The sequence below is a fragment of the Pseudomonas spelaei genome, assembly GCF_009724245.1.
In the GTDB taxonomy this organism is placed as follows: domain Bacteria; phylum Pseudomonadota; class Gammaproteobacteria; order Pseudomonadales; family Pseudomonadaceae; genus Aquipseudomonas; species Aquipseudomonas spelaei.
On record NZ_WNNK01000017.1, the window covers coordinates 24,902 to 45,763 of the forward strand.

Genomic DNA, 20,862 nt, shown 5'->3' on the forward strand with positions numbered 1-20,862 from the left:
ATGTTCGCTGCAATGGTTATCAGCATGACCCTGATGGTGTCCGCGTTCATCGTCGCCTGGTGGTTCAGTCCCGAACTGCAACGTTGGAGCGAAGCGCCGAAACAGACAATGCTTGAGCGTGAACGCCGTTACTCGGCCGCAGCGCACACAGCGGGCCATCCTTAAGAAAAGTGCTTGGGAGCGCTGTCGTCGAGGCCAGCGGGGCATGCTCCGGCGGATCTTCGGCGATCGCACTCCGAGCTGTTTTCCAACGGAAAGAGTATGAACTGGACGTGGTTTCACAAGCTTGGCTCGCCCATATGGTTTTACGGCATCAGCGGCAGAATGCTGCCCTGGCTGAGCGTCGCGGCGTTGCTGTTGATCAGCGTTGGCGTGGTCTGGGGCCTGGCCTTCGCGCCGCCGGACTATCAGCAGGGCAACAGCTTTCGCATCATCTATATCCACGTTCCGGCCGCCATGCTGGCGCAGTCCATCTACGTGATGCTGGCCGTGTGCGGCATCGTCGGGCTGGTGTGGAAAATGAAACTGGCCGACGTCGCCCTTCAATGCGCGGCGCCCATCGGTGCCTGGATGACCGCCGTGGCGCTGGTCACCGGGGCGATCTGGGGCAAGCCGACCTGGGGCTCGTGGTGGGTCTGGGATGCACGCCTGACGTCCATGCTTATCCTGCTGTTCCTGTACTTCGGTCTCATTGCGCTGGGCAACGCGATCAGCAATCGTGACAGCGCCGCCAAGGCCTGTGCGGTGCTGGCGATCGTCGGCGTGATCAACATCCCGATCATCAAATATTCGGTGGAGTGGTGGAACACCCTGCACCAGGGCGCGACCTTCACCCTCACCGAAAAACCGGCGATGCCCGCCGAGATGTGGCTGCCATTGCTGCTGACGGCGCTGGGGTTCTACTGTTTCTTCGGCGCGGTGCTGTTGCTGCGCATGCGTCTTGAAGTGCTCAAGCGCGAAGCCCGGGCCAGTTGGGTGAAAGCGGAAGTGGAAAACAGCCTGGAGGTCGCTCGATGAGTTTTGCTTCATTCGGCGACTTCATCGGCATGGGTCATCATGGCCTGTATGTCTGGTCAGCCTATGGCATCTGCCTGGCGGTATTGGTCCTCAACGTGGCGGCGCCGATCCTGGCCCGCAAGCGGTATCTGCAACAAGAGGCGCGTCGTCTGCGCCGGGAGAACGGCAAGTGAATCCGCTGCGCAAAAAGCGTCTTATCATCATTCTCGCGATCCTGGTCGGGGTCGGCGCTGCCGTCGGCCTGGCCCTGAGCGCCCTGCAGCAGAACATCAACCTGTTTTACACACCGACCCAGATCGCCAACGGCGAAGCGCCGCAAGACACGCGCATCCGCGCCGGTGGCATGGTCGAGGCCGGTTCCTTGCAGCGTTCCGGCGACTCGCTGGACGTGAAATTCGTCGTCACCGATTTCAACAAATCCGTGACCATCACTTATCGCGGCATCCTCCCGGACCTGTTCCGCGAAGGGCAGGGCATCGTCGCCCTGGGCAAGCTCAACGCCGACGGCGTGGTGGTGGCCGATGAAGTGCTGGCCAAGCACGACGAGAAATACATGCCGCCGGAAGTGACCAAGGCGCTGAAAGACAGCGGCCAGTCGGCACCCACTCCCGCGAAAGAGGGCTAACTGATGACAGCTGGAATCTTCATCCCCGAATTGGGCCACCTGGCCATGATCCTGGCGCTGTGTTTCGCGCTGGTTCAGGCCGTGGTGCCATTGGTCGGTGCCTGGCGCGGCGACCGCTTCTGGATGAGCCTGGCCCAGCCGGCCGCGTGGGGGCAGTTCGCGTTTTTGCTGTTCGCCTTCGGCTGCCTGACCTACGCCTTCATGGTCGATGACTTCTCCGTGGCCTACGTGGCCAACAACTCCAACAGCGCCTTGCCGTGGTACTACAAGTTCAGCGCCGTGTGGGGTGCCCACGAAGGTTCCCTGCTGTTGTGGGCGTTGATTCTCGGCGGCTGGACCTTCGCGGTGTCGGTGTTTTCCCGGCAGTTGCCGCAGGTCATGCTGGCTCGCGTGCTGGCGGTGATGGGCATGATCAGCACCGGTTTCCTGCTGTTCCTGATCATGACCTCCAACCCGTTCAAGCGCATCCTGCCGCAAATGCCCACGGACGGCGCCGACCTCAACCCGCTGCTGCAGGACATCGGCCTGATCGTGCACCCGCCGATGCTGTACATGGGTTATGTCGGTTTCTCGGTGGCCTTCGCCTTCGCCATCGCTGCGCTGATGGGCGGTCGCCTGGACGCCGCGTGGGCGCGCTGGTCGCGGCCGTGGACCATCGTGGCCTGGGCGTTCCTTGGTATCGGCATCACCCTCGGCTCGTGGTGGGCTTACTACGAACTCGGCTGGGGTGGCTGGTGGTTCTGGGACCCGGTGGAAAACGCCTCGTTCATGCCATGGTTGGTAGGCACTGCACTGATTCACTCGTTGGCGGTCACGGAAAAACGTGGCGTGTTCAAGAGCTGGACCGTGCTGCTGGCCATCGCTGCGTTTTCGCTGAGCCTGCTGGGGACCTTCCTCGTGCGTTCCGGCGTGCTGACCTCGGTGCATGCCTTTGCGTCCGATCCGGAGCGCGGCGTATTCATCCTGATTTTCCTGCTGTTCGTCGTCGGCGGCTCATTGACGCTGTTCGCCCTGCGTGCGCCGGTGGTCAAGAGCCAGGTCGGCTTCAACCTCTGGTCCCGGGAAACCCTGCTGCTGGGCAACAACCTGGTGCTGGTGGTGGCCGCGTCGATGATCCTGCTCGGCACGTTGTACCCGCTGATTCTCGACGCCATGACCGGCGCCAAGCTGTCGGTCGGCCCGCCGTACTTCAACGCGCTGTTCATTCCGTTGATGGGGTTGCTGATGGTGGTGATGGCGGTCGGCATGCTCGTGCGCTGGAAAGACACCCCGGTGAAATGGCTGGTGAGCATGCTCACTCCGGTGCTGCTGGGCAGTGCGGCCATGGCCGTGGTGGCTGGCGTCGCCTACGGTGATTTCAACTGGGCCGTGCTGGCGACCTTCATGCTCGCCGCCTGGGTGTTGCTGGCCGGTGTGCGTGACATCTTCGACAAGACCCGCCACAAAGGTCTGATCAAAGGCTTGCCGACCCTGACCCGCAGCTACTGGGGCATGCAAGTCGCGCACCTGGGCATTGCCGTGTGTGCGCTGGGCGTGGTGCTGTCGAGCCAGAACAGTGCCGAGCGCGACCTGCGCCTGGCACCGGGCGAGTCCATGGACCTGGCCGGTTATCACTTCATCTTCGAAGGCGCCAAGCACTTCGAAGGCCCGAACTTCACGTCCGACAAGGGCACCGTGCGGGTGATCAAGGGCGGCAAGGAAGTCAGCGTTCTGCACCCGGAAAAACGCCTGTACACCGTGCAGAATTCGGTGATGACCGAAGCCGGCATCGACGCCGGTTTCACTCGCGATATCTACGTTGCCCTCGGCGAACCCCTGGGTGACGGCGCCTGGGCCGTGCGCGTGCACGTCAAACCGTTCGTGCGCTGGATCTGGTTCGGCGGTTTGCTGACAGGTTTCGGCGGCTTGCTGGCGGCGCTGGATCGGCGTTATCGGGTCAAGGTCAAAAGCCGTGTGCGTGAAGCACTGGGCATGTCGGGAGCCACTGCATGAAGCGTTGGTTGATGTTGTTGCCACTGGCGATTTTTCTGGTGGTCGCTGTATTCCTTTACCGTGGGTTGTACCTGGATCCGGCCGAGCTGCCTTCGGCCATGATCAACAAGCCGTTCCCGGAGTTTTCACTGCCGTCGGTGCAGGGTGACAAGACCCTGACCAAGGCGGACATTTTGGGCAAACCGGCGCTGGTCAATGTCTGGGGCACCTGGTGCATTTCCTGCCGGGTCGAACACCCGGTGTTGAACAAGCTGGCCCAGCAGGGCGTGGTGATCTACGGCATCAACTACAAGGACGTCAACGCCGATGCCTTGAAGTGGCTGGCGGACTTCCACAACCCGTATGCGCTGGACATTTGTGACGATGAAGGCTCGCTGGGCCTGAACCTCGGCGTGTACGGCGCACCGGAAACCTTCTTCGTCGATGCGAAGGGCATCATCCGTGACAAGTTCGTCGGCGTGATCGACGAGCAGGTCTGGCGGGAAAAACTGGCAGGCAAGTACCAGGCGCTGGTCGACGAGGCCAAGCCATGAAGCGCTGGTTTGCAGCCGTTGTGCTGGGCTTGAGCCTGGCCGGTGTGGCCCATGCGGCCATCGACACTTATGAGTTCGCCAAGGAAGGTGACCGCGAGCGATTCCGTGAACTGACCAAGGGTTTTCGTTGCCTCATGTGTCAAAATCAGGACATCGCCGACTCCAACTCGCCGATTGCCGCCGACCTGCGAAAAGAGGTTTTCCGCATGCTCGGCGAAGGCAAGGACAATCGGCAGATCATCGACTTCATGGTCGAGCGCTACGGTGATTTCGTCCGCTACAAACCACCCCTGAACGCCAAGACCGCCGTGCTCTGGTTGGGCCCGTCCGCCTTGTTGCTCGGCGGTTTTGGGGTGATTATGCTGGTCGTCCGTCGTCGCGGGAGGCGCACCGAAATGCCCGATTGCCTGTCCATTGACGAGACCCGGCGCCTCGACCAGTTGTTGGATAAACACCAGAGATGATTGCTTGATTCCCACTCTGCGTGCTCAGCGCGCCCAGCACAAAAAAGCTGCGGCTGCGCTGGCAATGCACCCTCACCGCCGCTCCTGACAATAGCGCAATCACTACCCTGCCCTCCGTTGCCTCTCACAGACTGCTCAGTAATTCCCATGCCCGATGCACCGGAGCTGGCGGCGACATCTGCTAATTCCTGCTCCTGTCCCTCATCCCCAATGACTCCAGACAGGGTTGATTATCCTCCGCCTGCCCCCCGCGCCCCCCAAACCACTAGACGTTGAGCCTTGAGCTACGCTGACGAAGCAATCTGCAGCATCTCGATGCAGCAGTTTCAGGCCATTCGTGCCGCCGCAATACCTACAATAAAAAAGGAATGTCCGCATGAAGATCAAACGTCTACCTGTCGCCATCAGCCTTTACTTCGTCCTCAGCGGTGCGTGCTACGCCGCTGCAACCATTGCGCATGGCGTCATTCGATTTGAAGGTAGCATCATTGATCCACCTTGCACTACAGACATAAACGCACAATCGCGAATTGCATTGAGCAACTGCCCAAATGCAACTCGCACCATGGTACTGAAGGCACACAGCGTCGCTACGAGTAGTGCTAAAGCTAAGGTCAAGGTCGAGTTGCTTTCCGATACGACTCAGGGTCATTACTATGATCAACAGTATCGGTTGGTGGACGACACAGGCTCGCCGATACGTTCCGGAATGTTTTTAATAACGATGAGTCTGCCCTGAGCGTTGACCACTGTTTTCTGTGGCAGAAAGTGCAAAACAGCCGTCAGCTTCGCGCTGACGGCTTCGCCGCTGTTCCAGTGTCCTTCATCTTCTTGATGTGAGCTAAATCCAAGGGGCTAAAGTACGACCGCGGGACTTCTAAGAATCGTCTGATTTCGCAACTAACCCCACTCAAATAACCTGCTGCACTGAATACCAATACAGAACTCCTCTGATCTAGCCCCACCGGCTTGCTGCTCGGTAGTTATTTAGATCATCGCCTCGATCAACCATTGGACAAAAATCAAGAATGATTGATTTCTGGCTCGCCGCAGGGCTGTTGCTTTTGGTCGCCCTGAGTTTTCTGCTGATCCCCGTGTTGCTTGGTCGTCGTGCCAGGCGCGAGGAGGATCGTACCGCCCTGAACATCGCGCTGTATCAGGAGCGTGTTGCCGAACTGCACTCGCAGCAGTCCGAAGGTGTCCTCAACGCCGCACAATTGGACAGCGTTCGCGCGGAAGCTGCGCGTGAGTTGCTCCTCGATACCGAAGGCGTTGCCGTGACGCGGGTTTCCCGACTTGGTAAACCCTTGCCGTTGTTGGCCGCCGCATTAGTGCCGGCATTGAGCTTGGGGCTGTACCTGCACTTCGGTGCTGCCGACGAGGTCGAACTGACCCGCGAATTCGCGCAGGCTCCGCAGTCGATGAAAGAGATGACTCAGCGTTTGGAGCGAGCGGTTGCCGCACAACCGGATTCTGCGGAAAGCCTGTATTTCCTTGGCCGTACCTACATGGATCAGCAACGTCCGGCGGACGCCGCGAAGATGTTCGAGCACACGCTGAACCTGACCGGTCGCCAACCGGCACTGCTCGGTCAGTGGGCACAGGCGCTATATTTCGCAGATGGCAAGAAGTGGTCGGCCAAGATCCAGGCGCTGACCGATGAAGCGCTGAAGGCCGATCCAAAAGAAGTCACCAGCCTCGGTCTGCTCGGTATCGCCGCGTTCGAAGGTGAGCGTTATCAGGAAGCGATCGATTACTGGAACCGTCTGCTCGCGCAACTCCCGCCGGACGACAAATCCCGCGACGCACTGCAAGGCGGGATCGATCACGCCACCGAACTTAATACCGCCGATACAAAGTTATTGCCGCACAAACAACCACGTTAATCAGCAGTTGGAGCTAAAGAACCAATGCGCCCAGTTATATATACAGCCCCCCCGCTGAACCGATTGGTGAGTTACATGACTATCGGAGTGACCGGACTGTTAATTTGTGTCCAAGCAACAGCCGGCGAACTGATTTTTCCTTGGTCCAAAACCACCACGCAACCTTTCACAAAATCAACCCTTATTGTACCGCAGCAACACTCCGTCGGTACTATATTAGACGACGCAGGACTTAACGTCGGATTAGAGCTCATTGATGTCGACTGTGCGATGCAACGTACCACCGTGATCAACAACGGGGTTCTTGTACCAGGCTATACAGATGTGTATCAGACGGGGGTCTCCGGCATCGGCGTGAAATATACTCAGACACAGGGCTATGGTAGTGGTACATGGGATACCGTACCGATCTCATATAGTCTCGCAGCCCCCTTGTCCCCCTCCAAGCTATTTGGAAGTTTCGTCAGGGCTCAACTCGTTATTACCGGGGAGATTGGGAGCGGAACCATTACCAGTGTGCCAACGATGACTCAAACCTGGAGCGGGGCTTGTATTACGCCATCAGCAGTCGGGGCGACCTTTAACTTTCCTGTCAACGCGACAGTCGAAGCCAGTAGCTGCAGGGTGACGACGCCAGCTCTTCATGTGACGCTGCCGGACACCGAGCTACACGAGATACAACCGCTCGGAACGACGAAAGGCAACACGACGTTCAACATTGGGCTGGAGTGTCAAAGTGGCTCGTCTGTATACATCACACTGAGCGACGCCAACAACCCGAACAACCGCACCGACAACCTGACGCTGAATTCGAGCTCGACAGCACGGGGCATAGCCCTACGGATCCTGAACAGCGATGGTAAAGCAGTTTCCTTTGGTCCGGAGTCGTCGGTGGCAGGTAATCCGAACCAGTGGCTTGTTGGTCCTTCTTCGGATACCAGCAATGTGCCGCTCACCGTGCAGTATGTGTCGGTGAGGAGCCCTTTGACAGCAGGCAGTGTATCGGCCGAGGCTACGTTCACGATGAGTTATCAGTAATCTAGTGAGTCTGAAATTTAAATACTGCTATTGACCTAGAGTTGTAAAACTGCCCCCCCAATGAATCGATTAATTCCTTGGGCGCAGCGCGTTGGCTCGCAGCAGTGATGAGCAAGGCAAAAACTTTTTTAGTGTGCTCGTGCATGCCCATTCTTTTTAAGTAGTTTTTCAATGACCCATTTCAAGATTTCAATGCTTGAAATTTCAGTAGGCTGGCGAGTCTGCCACTAACACGATCCCGCGGGTTTCCGACCCCGTACCCTTCGAAAGTCCCCAGGGTCCCCGGCGGTTTTCTGCCCGGTCCGGTCGATCGATTCGGCATCCGACTGCCATGCCCAGCCCCATCCCTTTGGAAAGACGGACATCCCGGCGAAGGTTTCAGCTAGAGAGATTCCGCGAGTTCGATAACCCGTGTAGGGGGGGCGGCCCTCGGGGAGGACCCGTGAAATCTGCGCCCCGTGCGGCCTCCCCGGCTCATGCCTTTGGTTCCGCCTCGTTGAGATCGAGCCGCTTGGCTACCCAGCGTTCGTACAAACCGATGGCGACATCTGCGCCGGCCATCGCGGTCAGGCAACCCAAGGCACCCGCTGTCCAGATCGACAGACCCGCGCCGAACAGCAACATCATCGCTGACACACCGCAAACGATGCAGGCACCGGACCGAAGTGCGAGGCGGCGCAGTAACGCCCAGCCTCGTGCCCCATCCTTGTCAGCGCGCCACATCTCGCCAGATACACCGCCAACCAGGGACAGGGCAATTACCAACCAGATCGGCATCTCTGCCAGTGCCTGTTGCTCGTTCGTCATTACCCTGCCCCTTAAACAAAAAGACCCGGCGCAATGGCCGGGTCTGGTGGTGGGTGGCCTGCCGCGCTTTGCGGTCGCACCCATCGAAGATGGCCCCTTTTTACAGGTCGATTCTGGTGGCAGCAAGACCGGTTTAATGCCATCCGGTGAATGTGTGGGTGATGCCCGGTGAACGGCTGACGAATGTCGGTGAATATCTCATCCCGGCTGGCTTTTGCTTCTGTTGCTTCAGTGGCGTCCCATGCGTCCCACCTTCTAAAAACAAGGTGGGACGTCTGAAAGCCTCGCAGACTGGGGCTTTGCCCCACCGTCCTACTTCTTTATCTCTTTTCTCGTGTAAAGAGAGAAATTTAATAAGCACGCGTGCGCGTGAACGCGTGTACCTGTGTCAGCACCGGCCAACAACAATCCCAGGAGCACACCACATGATGACCTCAATGCAAATAGGTGCACTCGTCATCCTGATAGTTCTAGCCGCCCTGCTGCTCTGGGGCGGTTACATCATGGGCCGCAGCGATGGCCTGGAGACCGGCCTGCGCGAGGGTGAAGACCTCCAGCGCGCAGCAAGCGCCAAAACCATCCGTGAGCTCCGGGCCTCCTTGCAATTCATCCGAGCCGATCACACGCGCCTGGCAAAAAGCTGCAAAAGCCTTGAATCGGATCCGCTCTTCGGCCCGTCCGAGCACCAGACGCTGGTCGCCATCAGCGAGCTGCTGCGGATCGCCGCAGAGACCTTCAGCGCCTTTCGCACCGGCAAGAAGCTCGAGCGTGATGCCCGATCTCTGCGCGAACAGGCACTTGCAATGGCAGCGCAGTTGCAACCAGGAATCCAGGGCAGTTTCGTAGGACAACCACCCAGCACCGCCAGCAAATTCAATGTCGAGGCTGCGTGATGCGGTTACTTTTCCCTCAATCGCAGTGGAGCGAACGTCCGGCTCCGGGCTCATTGGAAGAAGTAACTTGCTCACACAAAAGGGAAGGCTCAGGAAATGACGAATAGCAGCTTGGAATCCTTGCCTCACCCTGACGTAGACAAGGTGTCGGAAGACGTTATGGCACATTTCTTAGGCATTTCGTCTAGAGCTCTTGCGACGCGACGCGCACGCAAACAGATCCCCGAAGGGGTCTGGAACAAGCAAGGACATCGCATCATGTACAGCAAAAGAAGGTACGAGGAATGGCAAGAAGCACAATGGATTTGCCCAGTGGAGTGGAAATCTTCCGCAAATCCCTCCGGATTCGTTTTACTTGGAATGGGGTCCGAAGATGCGAAACGCTCCCCTACCCCGCAACGCCGAAAGGCATTAAAGCTGCATCCCAGCTACGCGATCAAGTAAGAAGCCTGATCAAGCTCGGCCTCTTGGATGATACCAAGTACACCGAGCTGTTCCCCGGCTCGGTCGTTCTGCTGAACAGCATTCCGACGTTTCACGAGTACGCCCAGCTTTGGCTAGATGGTCGGGTTATTACTACCGGTACGCGCAACAACTACAAAGGCGCGCTCAACCTTTACTGGATTCCGCCTCTGGCACTGATCCGTCTCGATCAAATCACCCCCACACTCCTACGCCGCATTATTGCGGCCACGGATTGGACATCGCCAGGCGTTCGGCGTAACGCCCTGGTCGAAACTGTCGACGATTCTGGAAGCGGCAGTAGCTGAAGAATTGATCAAGAAGAATCCGGCCGCAACGATAGACCGACCCAAGCGATCGCGAAAGGAGATCAGTCCATTCTCCTTGGACGAAGCGAACCGCATCATTGCCCACCTGTACCAAACAACGCACTGGCCCAGCGGGATCTACGCCGCATTCTTTGAGTTCGCATTCTTCACGGGGCTTCGGCTGTCGGAGGTCACGGCGTTGCGCTGGGATGCTGTCGACTTAGTGAAACGCCAGGTACATGTCTGCCGAACCGTCGCGCTTGGTGTGGTAGAAGAGCGCACCAAAACAGGCAAAGACCGGTTCGTACTGCTGAATGAGCGAGCGCTGCACGCGCTTGAGTTCGCCCGCCTATACGCAGCGCGTCGTGCTAACGGAATCGGCAAGATCAAAACCACGCCCTACGTGTTCCCGCCTTCGAAGAACGGCGAGTACATCAAGCAGACGTCAGACCTTCACAAACAATGGAGGCCAACGCTGGAAGCTTTAGCGATACCTTATCGTCCGCCGTACAACTGCCGTCATACTTATGCGACAATATGCTTAATGTCCAACATGAACCCCGCATTCATCGCTCAGCAGCTTGGCCACAGTGTCCAAATGTTGCTGACGACGTATGCGCGTTGGCTCAACTCAAGCTCAGACTGGGGGGAGCTGGAAAAGCTCCAGATTGGTATCAAATCGGTATCAGGCAAAAAAGACCAGCTCTAACCCATTGATAGGTAAGGTAATTGATCTCCACAGCTAACATCCACGATGCATGTTAGCCAACAAGCAGAAGAAGCCGTCAAAGCTGGGTTCAGCGCAACTCCAACCCTGCGGATTAGAGACAATACAACAGGTAGGTCTATAAAACTTGAAGACCCAGCAGATGGAGTAATGTTGCTTTCTGCTATTGACTGGTTAGTTCAGAAGTGAGGTTCTGCAAGCTTTCCTCATAAATAAGTGGAAGCGTTCACTTTATTTGTCAGGTGACGCGTCTACAGGGGCTGGAGCTGTTGATCGAACGCTTAAACGCATGCCCGAAGGTGCTGCAAATGCCCTTTCGCGGACGTTCAAATGCAGAACACTGAAAGACACCAAAAGTCAGCCTGACAAACCTTTCAATTGTCTATAAAATGATCGTGTATCCGACTCCGATCCTTCTAGGAGGTCGACATGATTGCAAAAGCCAAAAAGACCAGCAAGACTGATAATCCGCATATCGAAGCTGCTGAGCGCTTTCGTCAGCTGGCTCAGATTCTGGCTGGGGATCCCGCTGAAGCCAAGGCTTTTCGCGTAAAAACTGGCGTCTATAACGCCAAAGGCCAGCTCAAAGCTGCCTATCGCTGATGTATCAACAGCTCCCCTCATTTGTCCTGGGCTTTCACGGATGTGATCGCATAACCGGGGAAGCGGTCCTCGCTGGTGAGCATGTTGCGCAGAGCGTCAATGACTATGACTGGCTGGGCGAAGGTTCGTATTTCTGGGAAAACAGTCCAGAGCGTGCATTGAGCTATGCCAAACACATCAAAAAGCATTCCAAACGAGGAAAAGGAGCGATCAAGGATCCATTTGTCGTAGGCGCCGTCATCGATTTGGGCTTATGCCTAAATCTGACGGACGAAGGCGCTCTCGACGAACTGCGAGGCGCTTACGACATTCTGGTCGCTAGTTCCGAAGAAATACCGACGAATATTCCTGGGTTTAATGGCGATCAGGATAACCTTAAGCGTCATCTCGATTGCGCAGTGTTCCAGACCCTGCACCAAGCTCGAAAAGCTGTAGGGCTCCCAGATTATGCCTCAATCCGCTCTCCCTTCCTGGAGGGCCCGGAGCTTTACCCAGGCACTTTCTTCCGCAAGCAGACGCACGTACAGCTCTGCATACGTGACATGTCCTGCATCAAGGGCTATTTCCTTCCAAGAAACGTTGACGGCTCGCTCTTCCAGCTCTAGAGCGGCCTAAGCCGATTTTACTGCTGAGTCGAGTCAAAAGAAGGTCAGCCGCGTTGTAGCTACTTTGACTAGCCGAAATACCAGCTCTCTCTAAATCCTATTTCCTGCTGCACCCATAGCCGTCGTAAGGCTTCCTGTACCTGAACTCACTTCAGGTACGGTGCCATGACCGACATCTGCTCCAGCGTCAGTCAATTTTTACACAAGCTTTTGCTTACAAGCCTGCTAGCCGCGTCCACTGCTGTCCAAGCCGAAACCTGGGTGATCACCAATCAAGCACATCCGGTATCCGCGCCTGCCGGCGTTCGCACCATTCGTCTCGATGACCAACAACGTCTTGAAGAACAGCTGACGGCTCAGCTTCCAGCAGACCCACGTCAGGCAGAAGCAACTATTCAACGCTACTTGGCCAGCCCCGCTGGCAAGCGCCTGCAAAGCGATCTGGCTCAAGCTCAGCAAGGTGTCACGGACGCCTGGAGTCTGGGTGTGGAAAAACTCCCGGCCGTAGTGGTCGACCGCCGCTACATTGTATATGGCGAACCGGACGTAGCTAAAGCCGTCGCGCTGATTGATCGCGCACGGAGTCAGTCACGATGAGACGCTCACGGTTTGCGATCCGCCCACTGTCGCTGGCCATCGCTTTCAGCCTGTCGTTCAGCGCATCAGCTGCGATCACCTCGGCCGCAATAGTTGCCTCGACCCTTTCACCAACCTGCCTGGAGTACAAGGTCGTCGGCATTTGCTATTGGCTGCTCTGCACGCCTTTTGGCTGCAAAGTCAAAACCTCGACCAAGGTTCGCCACTACGTGCCGGACGCCGTGGTTTCGGCATACGCGAATACGGGCTCAAACCCGTGGATAGAGATGTCGCCTCTGGGCACACCGAATCCGGTGGCCCAAGCGGGTAACGACGGCACTACCAATCATGTTGCCGAGAACAACATCATCAAATTTAAGGAAGCCGATGTCATTGGCCACCCAGGTGGCGCGGCGCTGAGTCGGTTCGCCAGCGCCTCGGGCTACGTCTGCAAGGGTGCAACGTTACCGTTAGTGCCATACTTCCTCAGCACCCTTGACCCCATTGCTTGGCGATACGGCGTTCCGGAGTCCGTATACCCCGAAGCGCTGATTCCGGGTATGCGGGAAGTCGGTAGCCTGCTCTCAGCAAGTAGTTGGGGAAACGTCTACCCACGTAGCGGCTTCCTTAACCAGACTGACGACTACAAAACGGGCGCAGTTATTGCGCAGCGTGCCGGTGACGTGACTACTCGACTTGGCCAGGTTCATGTCTACCTGCCAATGCTTGCCCTCCCCCAGCCCGGTTACTGGCCGGCAGGCGCGTTGCGCGAAGGTGATGCGTCCACCGGGAAGTGGCAAGAGCTCACCCCGGTCCTCAATCCAACCTGCGCGACCTTCCCCAGTATCGGACCCAAAATCGATGCACAAGATGGCGCCTACGCGTGGGCACTTTGGCGCCCGTACTCATGCTGCCAACGCCGCGGGCAAACCTTCCTCGGCAGTACGGACTTCCAATGAATTTCAGTGATCGGAGAGCACGATGAAACTCACTACTTTAGCGATCGGACTCACCTGCTGCTTCGGCAGTACGCTGGTCCTTTCTGCTGCCCCTATCAATGTCTCATCCTCTGGAAATGTTATTGGGGACGACGTCCTGTACAGCATCGGCGGTGGCAACGCAGTGACCATGGGCAGCGCGGGCAACATGGATAGCATTTCCGTGGGTGGCGGTTGGAACAACAACTTGGTCTGCGGAAACATGAGCCTGAACCATACGCTGGAGAACCAGTTAAATGGTGCCACTTCGGGCTTCAAGAACATCATGAGTTCGGTGGTACAAAACGCGACTGGCGCCGTTGCCTCTCTGCCGGCACTGATTCTCCAACGTGCAAATCCAGCCCTGTATAACCTGATTACGAATGGCATCCTGCAGGCCCGTCTCGACTTCGACCGCTCCAAAGGCACCTGCCGCGCCATTGGTGATCGCATGGCGGATATCGCAGGCAACCAAATGGGTTGGGGCAAGCTGGCTGAGGGCCAAGCAATGAGCCAGACACTGGCCTCCAATTCGGATGCAGTATCTGCCGTTGAGCAAGTCGAAAAAAAAGGTGGCAACGATGGTGTCACGTGGGTCGGTGGTGATCGAGCGGGGGGCTCCGGCCAGAAGCCGATCCGCATCGTTGGCGATGTCACCAAGGCAGGCTACAACCTGTTGAATAAGCGTGCCACTGGCGACACGTCATCGATCAGCAAGGACACCTGCAGCAATGGCATGGTGTGCAATGTGTGGTCATCGCCCCAGGAAGCTACCGCCTTTGCCAATCGTGTATTGGGGGAACAGCAACAGCAGACCTGTGACAATTGCCCCAAAACGGTGACCGCTGCCGGGGTTGGTCTAACACCCCTGATTCAGGAAACCTACGACGTCAAACTCAAAGCGCTGAAGGAGATGTTGACCGGCAATAAATCGTTGTCGGCAGAAAATCTGGAAGCAGCCAGCAGCAGCTCACTGCCAATTACCCGAGGGGTTGTCGCAGCTCTCAAGGATGAACGCGACCAGGACGTACTCGCCCGTCGCCTGGCCTCAGAAGTTGCCCTATCCGAGGTGCTGGAGAAAGCCTTGATGCTTCAGCGTACGTTACTGGCGGGCAGTCGTGAGCCCAACGTTGCCGCGAATGATCTCGCCGTCCAGGCAGTCGATCAGCAGAGCTCCTCGCTGCAACAGGAAATTGGCAATCTCAAGATTGAGTTGGACATGCGCCAACAGCTCGCGAAGAACTCACCCATGACCATCATCGAGCGCGGTAAAGCACGTACAGAAAGCTCACGTGGCGTGCTACCGGGCGGGCCTGAAACCGACCGTTTGAATCAGTTGCAATCCCCCGCCAAAAGCAAACCGTGAGGAATAGACCATGACGAATATACAGGAGCCTGTCGTTGCACCCAATCGCTCGCTGGCTCGACGAGTCGGGAGAAGCATTATGTTGGTTCTAACCGCGTTGCTCTCAGCTATCGCCATCATGGTACTACTCAGTGCCGTCTTGATGAGCGTGTTCGACAGTGCTGAACAATGGCGAGCATGGCGTACCGACCATTACTGGACTCTCGCCACCTGGCGCCTAGTGGTTTACGCCGTCCTGGTCGCAAGCTGGCTCAAGCTCAAAGCACGATTACCTCAATCTAAACGGACTGAAGCCCGCGAGCTAAAGAGGCTGGAGATTATGGTTATCTTGCTATTCCTCATGATCGAACTGAGCAAAGCCTTTATCCCCAGTGGAGGCATCCAATGACGCTCTACACCAATGACTACCTGGAGTACTACCTCACGCTGGTGGGCTGGATCATCAACAACGGCATCTGGGACATGATTTCTGACACCGGCCTGTACGCCCTGCCCTTCTGCATCATCGTTATTCGAGAGTGGCTGAAGGTTCGTGGAGAAGGCGCTGATGAGGGCAACAAGGGTGTGCTCTCACTCGCCCGCATCGAGACCCACATCTATGTGGGTTACATCGTCGTCGCATTCTTCGCAGTCCCTGCCGTCAATGTGAGCTTCGATACCTTGGCCTTTGATCAAAGCAGAGCTCAGCAATGTCAGTACACCCTGCCTAAACCTTCGGACACAGGCTGGAATACTTCATTCAGTTCACTGGCTGGAAAAAGTGCCCAGATGCCCATGTGGTGGGCCTTTATGCATGCGCTGTCAAAAGGATTGACCAGTGGCGCTGTAGCAGCCATTCCATGTGGCACCGACCTACGGCAAGTGCGCATGGAAGTGAGTAACACCAAGATCAATAACCCCCTGCTGGCTCAGGAAATCGGGGACTTTACCCATGATTGTTATGGGCCGTCTCGGGCTCGATTATTTATGCGTCAGCCCGACTTGGGAGCGAAAGCCGATGATCCAAAGTTTGTTCAGGACCTTAGCTGGATCGGTTCGCATTTTTTCCTGAACAGCTCGGGGTACTACGACACCGACTACTCCAAAACACCTCGAACATCCTGGCCATATGACGCAGGCCGAGATGTGGGTTTGCCCCAAGTCAGCGGAGGTGGTGGATACCCGACCTGCAAGCAATGGTGGTCCGATAGCGGAGTGGGCTTACGAGATCGCATCAAGGCCCAGGTGTCACCCGACCTGATGACCAGAATGCTCGGCTGGGCCAAATGGCTGTCACCGGAAGACGTAACCGACTCGCTTGTTCGGCAACTGGTCTCTCCATCCAACCAGGTTAAAGGGGACGTTTATACGGACTACGGTGGACAAATCAATGGGACCGTCTGGAACGGTGCCGCCCGCGTAACAGGCACCCTTGGCGTGGCACTGGGCTCATTGGCGTACTTTCCAGCCATGGACATGGTTCGCCAGGCACTCCCAATGGTCATGGCGTTCTTGAAGATGGCATTGGTGATTTGCATCCCGCTGGTTTTGATCGTCGGGGCATATCAACTGCAGGTGGCCATGACACTGACGGTTGTGTTTTTTGCGCTGATCTTCGTGGACTTCTGGTTCCAGTTGGCGAGATGGATTGATACCACGATCTTGGACGCCTTGTATGGCTCAGGCTCACCGCATTTGTCATTTGACCCAGTGATGGGACTGAACGCTACGGCTCAGGATGCGATCTTGAACTTCGTCATGGGGGCAATGTTCATCATCCTGCCAGTGTTCTGGATAGGAGCGCTGGGATGGGCAGGGATTAGTGCGGGGAAAGTGCTGGAAGGGCTTACCAGTGGAACGAAAGATGTAAATCAAGCAGGTCAAGAGGCTGCAGACACTCTAAAGCGTAAAATACTCTAAAATGTAATGGATGAGTTACTTATAGCTGAGCTATTTAGTCATCTACACGCCTACCGGCTTTGTAGTAACCATAACCTTGCGAGCCATAACCTCGCCCATATTCGACCCGCTTACTTGGCGGTTCTGAAATACGGCTGCTCAACACCCAGAGCCCGCCACCAAAAGCCAGTGCAAAAACTGCAACGCTGACAATCCCGCTGAGGATATCTGCAGAAAAATATAGCAGTACTAATGCCAGGACCAGACGCTTTGCCAAACGCAGTGTGCGGTTCTGACTGAACCAAACGAGACGCACGATCTTACCGAGCCCATAGCCCAAGCGGCTCGCTATTCGCTGAGAGGTCTGTGCGGTCATTGTGCGTCTCCTTCCCGCCCGATCAAAAGGCGATTTGACATTATTTATAATCCTGATTTCGCTCTGCCGCAAGATCACAGTACAAACCGCTTCGAACCGCAAGCAACTTTCAGCGACAAGGACAACATCCCGGATTGGTGAGCGTTATAAGCTAGGAGACATTGCCTAGTTATTACTGTCCTGGCTCAGGAATTTCGTCCAAGCAGAATACGCTCAGATGTCCGACCACACCGTCGGATATCAGAAGTCTGCCATCGGTGGGATTAATATTGCTTGCACCCACCGTGATGCGGCTACTGACACAGTCACTCGCAGTGTTTCAGTTTAACGCGTCGTCACCTTGAACTCGGTAGAACGGCCGGTAATCTTGAAAAACACCACGACAGCGAGCCCTAGAACCGTCCAGCAGGCGCCTCCGACCTTGGCGTATAAGTCGGCGTTGATTAATACATAGCCGATTATGACGCAGCCAATCAGCGGCACCGCTCCATGTACAATGCGGCGACCGGCATGGCGGTAGTGCCAAATGACTGCAACATGAAGGAGCATGAAAGCCGAAAGCGCTCCAAAATTGCACATCGATGCAAGCAAATTGATCTGACCAACGAAAAACAGGCCCAGCACTAGGCTCAACCCCGCTACAAGTAAGATCGCCCGTTGCGGCACCCGATTAACCGGATGGATCTGCCGTAGAAACTTTGGTAACTGCCGGTCGCGTGCCATCGCAAACAACAGGCGCGAGGTAGCTGCCTGGGCCACCAGAGAGTTTGCTATAGCGGAACTGATGGCGACGGCCAGCGCAATGACCACCTGCAACCACGGCCCAGCGACTAGGCGACCAATTTCGTAGAAAGCGTTATTGGATGCATCGGCGTCAGGATACTGGACAAGGTTCGGTTGTAGCAGCGCTGCCAGCCAAGTCTGCAGAATAAACAAAACCGCGACTAAGGCTAAAGACAACAATGTCGCTCGGCCGACGACGTGACTGCCACCCTGAGTTTCTTCTGAAAGGGTGGAGATGGCGTCGAACCCCAGGAATGACAGGACTGCAACCGACAGGGCACTAAAAATCATCGGTAAGGAAAACTCATGCGGATTGTATAGCGGCCTCAAGCTCCAGGTAGCACCGTTAACACCTTGATTGATGGCGATACTGGCCAGCACAACAAATACAAGCAATACAGAAAGTTGAGCATATAAAAATAGACGACTTGCACGAGCGGTTGTCTGAATGCCTCGCAGATTCACATGGGTGTTCAGTATCACAAAAAACACAATCCAAAACGGCTGGGAGATGCTGGGCAAAACGTTAGCCATGGCATTGGCGCCGATGACATAGAGCAACGTAGGCACCAGTAGATAATCAAGTAAAATCGCCCAGCCGGCGAGAAACCCCAAACTGCTATTCAGACCACGACCAACATACGTATAGACCGAGCCAGACATAGGGAAAGCTCGGGACATTTGCTGGTAACTTACAGCAGTGAACAGCATGCCGACAAAACCGATCATATAGGTCAAGGGAACCATGCCATGGCTCGCATCGAACACGCCACCGAAGATGGAGAACGGTGCAATCGGAACCATAAATACCATACCGTAGATCAGCAGATCCGTAACGTTTAGCTGTCGCTTGAATTCCTGCTTATAGCCGAAATGTGCAAGTTCAGCATCTTGGCTGAGAGTGGAGGTATCAATCATGGCGCGCACTCCAAAAAAAGGCAGGAGCCTTGACTCTAGAATGTGCCGCTTCAGGACTCCACCCTAAAAAGTAATAGGGCTTTGTCTTACTCTCTGAATAATCACCTTAGTGGCATAGGCTTTGCTCAAATACTTTGAGATTTTTAATCTTTCTGGAGACATCTGATGCGGATCGACTTGATGACGCTCAGCGACGAACTCGCTCGCTTGGCCAGCCTTGATGATTGTGTGGATTATATCCAAACAATGACCGATACGCTCGGTTTCCAAACACTGATCTATGATTATGTGCCGGTCCCTCTAAGCCATGAAGGAGCCCTGATTAACCCGTCGGTATTCAAGGCCCGCAATGTGCCCAGCGACATGCGCGCCTTCTGGTTTGAGCGAGGCTACTGTCAAATAGACCCCGTTCAACAATGCGCTGTGCGTCGGACCGCCCCCTTCGCCTGGTCATATCGTCCCAACACCTGCAGTGTTTTACACGGGTGTTTAGGTGAGCCTTACAAACCAGTGATCGACTACATACTAGATAACGGACTAACCACAGGCTTGACGGTACCGCTGCACTTACCGGGAGGCGCTTTTGCCACACTAACCAGTATTATTACAACTACTGAGCGTGATGCCGAGCAGCACGCCCAGACAAGCCTGGGAGATCTGATGCTACTCGCGCATGCCTTCCAAACACGAGCGAGTGAGTTATTGGCCCCTACCGAATGCTTTTGCAACCATGCCCACCTGACTCGCCGAGAACGTGAATGCCTACAGTACTCAGCTGAGGGATTGACGGCCAAAGGTATTGCAGCAGCCCTCAACCGTTCCCAGGCCACTGTAAACCTGCACTTGAGCAGTGCCATCCGCAAACTCGGAGCCCGTAATCGCGTGGAGGCAATAGTGAAAGGATTGCATTACCGCTTGCTGAAATTCTGACGCTAATGGCAAAAACCTATTATTTTCACCAGTGATTCCTTCGGTATTTTCCAAGTTAGCCTGCCCTCATCTATTCACGGCGAGGAACAACATCATGCAGGTTCACGAAGGTTATGCCGATTTTCGCGATTATCGCACTTGGTACAGGGTCACCGGCGACCTGCACACCGGGCGATTACCCTTGATTGTTGCCCACGGCGGCCCTGGTTGTACCCACGACTATGTGGATAGTTTCAAGGACCTAGCCGAAACCGGACGGGCAGTGATTCACTACGACCAGCTCGGTAACGGCCGCTCTACCCACTTACCTTCTGCCACCCTCGAGTTTTGGGCCGTTAGCCTGTTTCTTGAGGAGTTGACCAATCTGGTGAACCATCTAGGCGTCGCTAAATACGCGCTGCTCGGCCAATCCTGGGGCGGTATGCTCAGTGCTGAGCATGCCGTGCGCCAACCCTCCGCGCTCAAAGCGCTGATCATTGCTAATTCTCCCGCCTCGATGACCTTGTGGCGAGCAGCAGCACAATCGCTACGTGAAGCACTGCCGGCTGACGTGCAGGCAATACTCAAACGACACGAAGCCACCGGCACCACCGACAGCGTGGAATATCGCTCCGCCTCCGACGTGTACTACGCCCGCCATGTCTGCCGAGTGCAACCCATTCCGCCAGAGGTAGCTAGAAGCTTCGCGGCAATCGATGATGATCCTACTGTCTACCACGCCATGAACGGCCCCACTGAATTCCACGTCATCGGCAGTCTGAGGGACTGGAGCATCGTTGATCGTTTGCCACGCATTCAAATACCTACCCTCTTGATTTCCGGCCATTTCGACGAGGCCACTCCAGCCACTGTACAGCCGTACGCCGATCTAATTCCAAACGTGCGCTGGCGCATTTTCGAACATTCCAGCCACATGCCTCACATTGAGGAGCGCGAAGCTTGCATAGCTGAAGTGGCGGCTTTTTTAGAAAAGTGCGAAGAGTAAAATTTCGAAAGATGTGACCAACGTAGGCCTCTTGCATTGAACATGAGAGGCCTTGCTGAGTTATAGCCCACGTCGACAGTATTAAGTAGGCTGGTTTCTCTTTTCAAATCAAG

At 55.9% G+C, this 20,862-nt stretch carries 22 protein-coding genes and 3 pseudogenes; 22 read left to right on the plus strand and 3 right to left on the minus strand.

What is annotated here, in order from left to right; translation table 11 throughout:
- From GNF76_RS19260 to GNF76_RS19305, 10 genes and pseudogenes are all read left to right on the plus strand, one after another.
- Entirely contained in the window at positions 1 to 165 is a 165-nt protein-coding gene (locus GNF76_RS19260; protein WP_155584717.1) for a hypothetical protein, read from the plus strand.
- A 96-nt stretch (positions 166 to 261) separates the two neighbouring features.
- A complete protein-coding gene (locus GNF76_RS19265) occupies positions 262 to 1,017 on the plus strand; it encodes a heme ABC transporter permease (protein ID WP_155584718.1) in 756 nt (251 codons plus the stop codon).
- The gene (gene ccmD / locus GNF76_RS19270; RefSeq protein ID WP_155584719.1) at positions 1,014 to 1,190 is read left to right on the plus strand and encodes a heme exporter protein CcmD; all 177 of its coding nucleotides are present in this window, start codon (positions 1,014 to 1,016) and stop codon (positions 1,188 to 1,190) included. The genes GNF76_RS19265 and ccmD overlap by 4 nt, the downstream gene beginning before the upstream one ends.
- Entirely contained in the window at positions 1,187 to 1,642 is a 456-nt protein-coding gene (ccmE, locus tag GNF76_RS19275) for a cytochrome c maturation protein CcmE (protein WP_008052305.1), read from the plus strand. The genes ccmD and ccmE overlap by 4 nt, the downstream gene beginning before the upstream one ends.
- 3 nt (positions 1,643 to 1,645) lie before the next feature.
- Positions 1,646 to 3,634 (plus strand): heme lyase CcmF/NrfE family subunit, encoded by a 1,989-nt coding sequence (locus GNF76_RS19280; RefSeq protein ID WP_150716473.1) that lies wholly within the window; start codon positions 1,646 to 1,648, stop codon positions 3,632 to 3,634.
- Complete coding sequence (locus GNF76_RS19285; protein WP_155584720.1) at positions 3,631 to 4,167, plus strand: DsbE family thiol:disulfide interchange protein; 537 nt, start codon at positions 3,631 to 3,633, stop codon at positions 4,165 to 4,167. Before GNF76_RS19280 ends, GNF76_RS19285 begins: the two co-directional genes overlap by 4 nt.
- Positions 4,164 to 4,631: a cytochrome c-type biogenesis protein gene (locus tag GNF76_RS19290; protein WP_155584721.1), complete on the plus strand. Its 468-nt coding sequence runs from the start codon at positions 4,164 to 4,166 to the stop codon at positions 4,629 to 4,631. The genes GNF76_RS19285 and GNF76_RS19290 overlap by 4 nt, the downstream gene beginning before the upstream one ends.
- A gap of 376 nt (positions 4,632 to 5,007) precedes the next feature.
- Positions 5,008 to 5,370: a type 1 fimbrial protein gene (locus GNF76_RS19295; protein ID WP_155584722.1), complete on the plus strand. Its 363-nt coding sequence runs from the start codon at positions 5,008 to 5,010 to the stop codon at positions 5,368 to 5,370.
- Positions 5,371 to 5,659: 289 nt separating this feature from the next.
- Positions 5,660 to 6,469: pseudogene (gene ccmI, locus GNF76_RS19300) on the plus strand (c-type cytochrome biogenesis protein CcmI); the annotation flags it as partial.
- Between the two features lie 123 nt (positions 6,470 to 6,592).
- Positions 6,593 to 7,555 (plus strand): fimbrial protein, encoded by a 963-nt coding sequence (locus tag GNF76_RS19305; RefSeq protein WP_178123424.1) that lies wholly within the window; start codon positions 6,593 to 6,595, stop codon positions 7,553 to 7,555.
- A gap of 474 nt (positions 7,556 to 8,029) precedes the next feature.
- On the opposite strand, the gene GNF76_RS19310 is transcribed toward GNF76_RS19305, so the two are convergent.
- A complete protein-coding gene (locus GNF76_RS19310) occupies positions 8,030 to 8,362 on the minus strand; it encodes a phage holin family protein (protein ID WP_047598490.1) in 333 nt (110 codons plus the stop codon).
- A gap of 425 nt (positions 8,363 to 8,787) precedes the next feature.
- Between GNF76_RS19310 and GNF76_RS19315 the strand changes: the two genes are divergently transcribed.
- From GNF76_RS19315 to GNF76_RS19350, 10 genes and pseudogenes are all read left to right on the plus strand, one after another.
- On the plus strand, positions 8,788 to 9,255 hold the full coding sequence (locus tag GNF76_RS19315) for a hypothetical protein (protein WP_155584724.1): 468 nt from the start codon (positions 8,788 to 8,790) through the stop codon (positions 9,253 to 9,255).
- A 284-nt stretch (positions 9,256 to 9,539) separates the two neighbouring features.
- Positions 9,540 to 10,734 (plus strand): annotated as a pseudogene (locus GNF76_RS19320) (tyrosine-type recombinase/integrase).
- Positions 10,735 to 10,818: 84 nt separating this feature from the next.
- Positions 10,819 to 10,941 (plus strand): annotated as a pseudogene (locus GNF76_RS29620) (disulfide bond formation protein DsbA); the annotation flags it as partial.
- Between the two features lie 240 nt (positions 10,942 to 11,181).
- Complete coding sequence (locus tag GNF76_RS29355) at positions 11,182 to 11,355, plus strand: hypothetical protein (protein ID WP_178123426.1); 174 nt, start codon at positions 11,182 to 11,184, stop codon at positions 11,353 to 11,355.
- Positions 11,355 to 11,960 (plus strand): hypothetical protein, encoded by a 606-nt coding sequence (locus GNF76_RS19325; protein ID WP_155584725.1) that lies wholly within the window; start codon positions 11,355 to 11,357, stop codon positions 11,958 to 11,960. The genes GNF76_RS29355 and GNF76_RS19325 overlap by 1 nt, the downstream gene beginning before the upstream one ends.
- 165 nt (positions 11,961 to 12,125) lie before the next feature.
- A complete protein-coding gene (locus GNF76_RS19330) occupies positions 12,126 to 12,557 on the plus strand; it encodes a TIGR03757 family integrating conjugative element protein (RefSeq protein ID WP_155584726.1) in 432 nt (143 codons plus the stop codon).
- Positions 12,554 to 13,495: a TIGR03756 family integrating conjugative element protein gene (locus tag GNF76_RS19335; RefSeq protein ID WP_155584727.1), complete on the plus strand. Its 942-nt coding sequence runs from the start codon at positions 12,554 to 12,556 to the stop codon at positions 13,493 to 13,495. Before GNF76_RS19330 ends, GNF76_RS19335 begins: the two co-directional genes overlap by 4 nt.
- A gap of 22 nt (positions 13,496 to 13,517) precedes the next feature.
- Positions 13,518 to 14,879, plus strand: a complete 1,362-nt coding sequence (locus tag GNF76_RS19340; RefSeq protein ID WP_155584728.1) for an integrating conjugative element protein — start codon at positions 13,518 to 13,520, stop codon at positions 14,877 to 14,879.
- A gap of 79 nt (positions 14,880 to 14,958) precedes the next feature.
- Complete coding sequence (locus GNF76_RS19345; RefSeq protein ID WP_246211943.1) at positions 14,959 to 15,267, plus strand: hypothetical protein; 309 nt, start codon at positions 14,959 to 14,961, stop codon at positions 15,265 to 15,267.
- Positions 15,264 to 16,778 (plus strand): conjugal transfer protein TraG N-terminal domain-containing protein, encoded by a 1,515-nt coding sequence (locus GNF76_RS19350; RefSeq protein WP_155584730.1) that lies wholly within the window; start codon positions 15,264 to 15,266, stop codon positions 16,776 to 16,778. Before GNF76_RS19345 ends, GNF76_RS19350 begins: the two co-directional genes overlap by 4 nt.
- Positions 16,779 to 16,812: 34 nt before the next feature.
- Here GNF76_RS19350 and GNF76_RS19355 read toward each other — a convergent pair whose 3' ends face one another.
- Together GNF76_RS19355 and GNF76_RS19360 are read right to left on the minus strand one after the other, a co-directional pair.
- Positions 16,813 to 17,133 carry a hypothetical protein gene (locus GNF76_RS19355; RefSeq protein WP_155584731.1) on the minus strand — a complete coding sequence of 107 codons (321 nt, stop codon included), beginning with the start codon at positions 17,131 to 17,133 and terminating at the stop codon, positions 16,813 to 16,815.
- A gap of 324 nt (positions 17,134 to 17,457) precedes the next feature.
- The gene (locus tag GNF76_RS19360) at positions 17,458 to 18,834 is read right to left on the minus strand and encodes an APC family permease (RefSeq protein WP_155584732.1); all 1,377 of its coding nucleotides are present in this window, start codon (positions 18,832 to 18,834) and stop codon (positions 17,458 to 17,460) included.
- A 165-nt stretch (positions 18,835 to 18,999) separates the two neighbouring features.
- Between GNF76_RS19360 and GNF76_RS19365 the strand changes: the two genes are divergently transcribed.
- Both GNF76_RS19365 and GNF76_RS19370 read left to right on the plus strand, forming a co-directional pair.
- Entirely contained in the window at positions 19,000 to 19,764 is a 765-nt protein-coding gene (locus tag GNF76_RS19365; protein ID WP_155584733.1) for a LuxR family transcriptional regulator, read from the plus strand.
- Positions 19,765 to 19,858: 94 nt separating this feature from the next.
- Positions 19,859 to 20,749, plus strand: a complete 891-nt coding sequence (locus GNF76_RS19370) for a proline iminopeptidase-family hydrolase (protein WP_155584734.1) — start codon at positions 19,859 to 19,861, stop codon at positions 20,747 to 20,749.
- Positions 20,750 to 20,862: the final 113 nt, after the last annotated feature.

Bases quoted from the DNA above. Each gene is read 5' to 3' on its own strand.
- GNF76_RS19260 (WP_155584717.1), top strand. From the start codon at position 1: ATGTTCGCTGCAATGGTTATCAGCATGACCCTGATGGTGTCCGCGTTC.
- GNF76_RS19265 (WP_155584718.1), top strand. From the start codon at position 262: ATGAACTGGACGTGGTTTCACAAGCTTGGCTCGCCCATATGGTTTTAC.
- ccmD (WP_155584719.1), top strand. From the start codon at position 1,014: ATGAGTTTTGCTTCATTCGGCGACTTCATCGGCATGGGTCATCATGGC.
- GNF76_RS19280 (WP_150716473.1), top strand. From the start codon at position 1,646: ATGACAGCTGGAATCTTCATCCCCGAATTGGGCCACCTGGCCATGATC.
- GNF76_RS19285 (WP_155584720.1), top strand. From the start codon at position 3,631: ATGAAGCGTTGGTTGATGTTGTTGCCACTGGCGATTTTTCTGGTGGTC.
- GNF76_RS19290 (WP_155584721.1), top strand. From the start codon at position 4,164: ATGAAGCGCTGGTTTGCAGCCGTTGTGCTGGGCTTGAGCCTGGCCGGT.
- GNF76_RS19295 (WP_155584722.1), top strand. From the start codon at position 5,008: ATGAAGATCAAACGTCTACCTGTCGCCATCAGCCTTTACTTCGTCCTC.
- GNF76_RS19305 (WP_178123424.1), top strand. From the start codon at position 6,593: ATGACTATCGGAGTGACCGGACTGTTAATTTGTGTCCAAGCAACAGCC.
- GNF76_RS19310 (WP_047598490.1), bottom strand. From the start codon at position 8,362: ATGACGAACGAGCAACAGGCACTGGCAGAGATGCCGATCTGGTTGGTA.
- GNF76_RS19315 (WP_155584724.1), top strand. From the start codon at position 8,788: ATGATGACCTCAATGCAAATAGGTGCACTCGTCATCCTGATAGTTCTA.
- GNF76_RS29355 (WP_178123426.1), top strand. From the start codon at position 11,182: ATGATTGCAAAAGCCAAAAAGACCAGCAAGACTGATAATCCGCATATC.
- GNF76_RS19325 (WP_155584725.1), top strand. From the start codon at position 11,355: ATGTATCAACAGCTCCCCTCATTTGTCCTGGGCTTTCACGGATGTGAT.
- GNF76_RS19330 (WP_155584726.1), top strand. From the start codon at position 12,126: ATGACCGACATCTGCTCCAGCGTCAGTCAATTTTTACACAAGCTTTTG.
- GNF76_RS19335 (WP_155584727.1), top strand. From the start codon at position 12,554: ATGAGACGCTCACGGTTTGCGATCCGCCCACTGTCGCTGGCCATCGCT.
- GNF76_RS19340 (WP_155584728.1), top strand. From the start codon at position 13,518: ATGAAACTCACTACTTTAGCGATCGGACTCACCTGCTGCTTCGGCAGT.
- GNF76_RS19345 (WP_246211943.1), top strand. From the start codon at position 14,959: ATGTTGGTTCTAACCGCGTTGCTCTCAGCTATCGCCATCATGGTACTA.
- GNF76_RS19350 (WP_155584730.1), top strand. From the start codon at position 15,264: ATGACGCTCTACACCAATGACTACCTGGAGTACTACCTCACGCTGGTG.
- GNF76_RS19355 (WP_155584731.1), bottom strand. From the start codon at position 17,133: ATGACCGCACAGACCTCTCAGCGAATAGCGAGCCGCTTGGGCTATGGG.
- GNF76_RS19360 (WP_155584732.1), bottom strand. From the start codon at position 18,834: ATGATTGATACCTCCACTCTCAGCCAAGATGCTGAACTTGCACATTTC.
- GNF76_RS19365 (WP_155584733.1), top strand. From the start codon at position 19,000: ATGCGGATCGACTTGATGACGCTCAGCGACGAACTCGCTCGCTTGGCC.
- GNF76_RS19370 (WP_155584734.1), top strand. From the start codon at position 19,859: ATGCAGGTTCACGAAGGTTATGCCGATTTTCGCGATTATCGCACTTGG.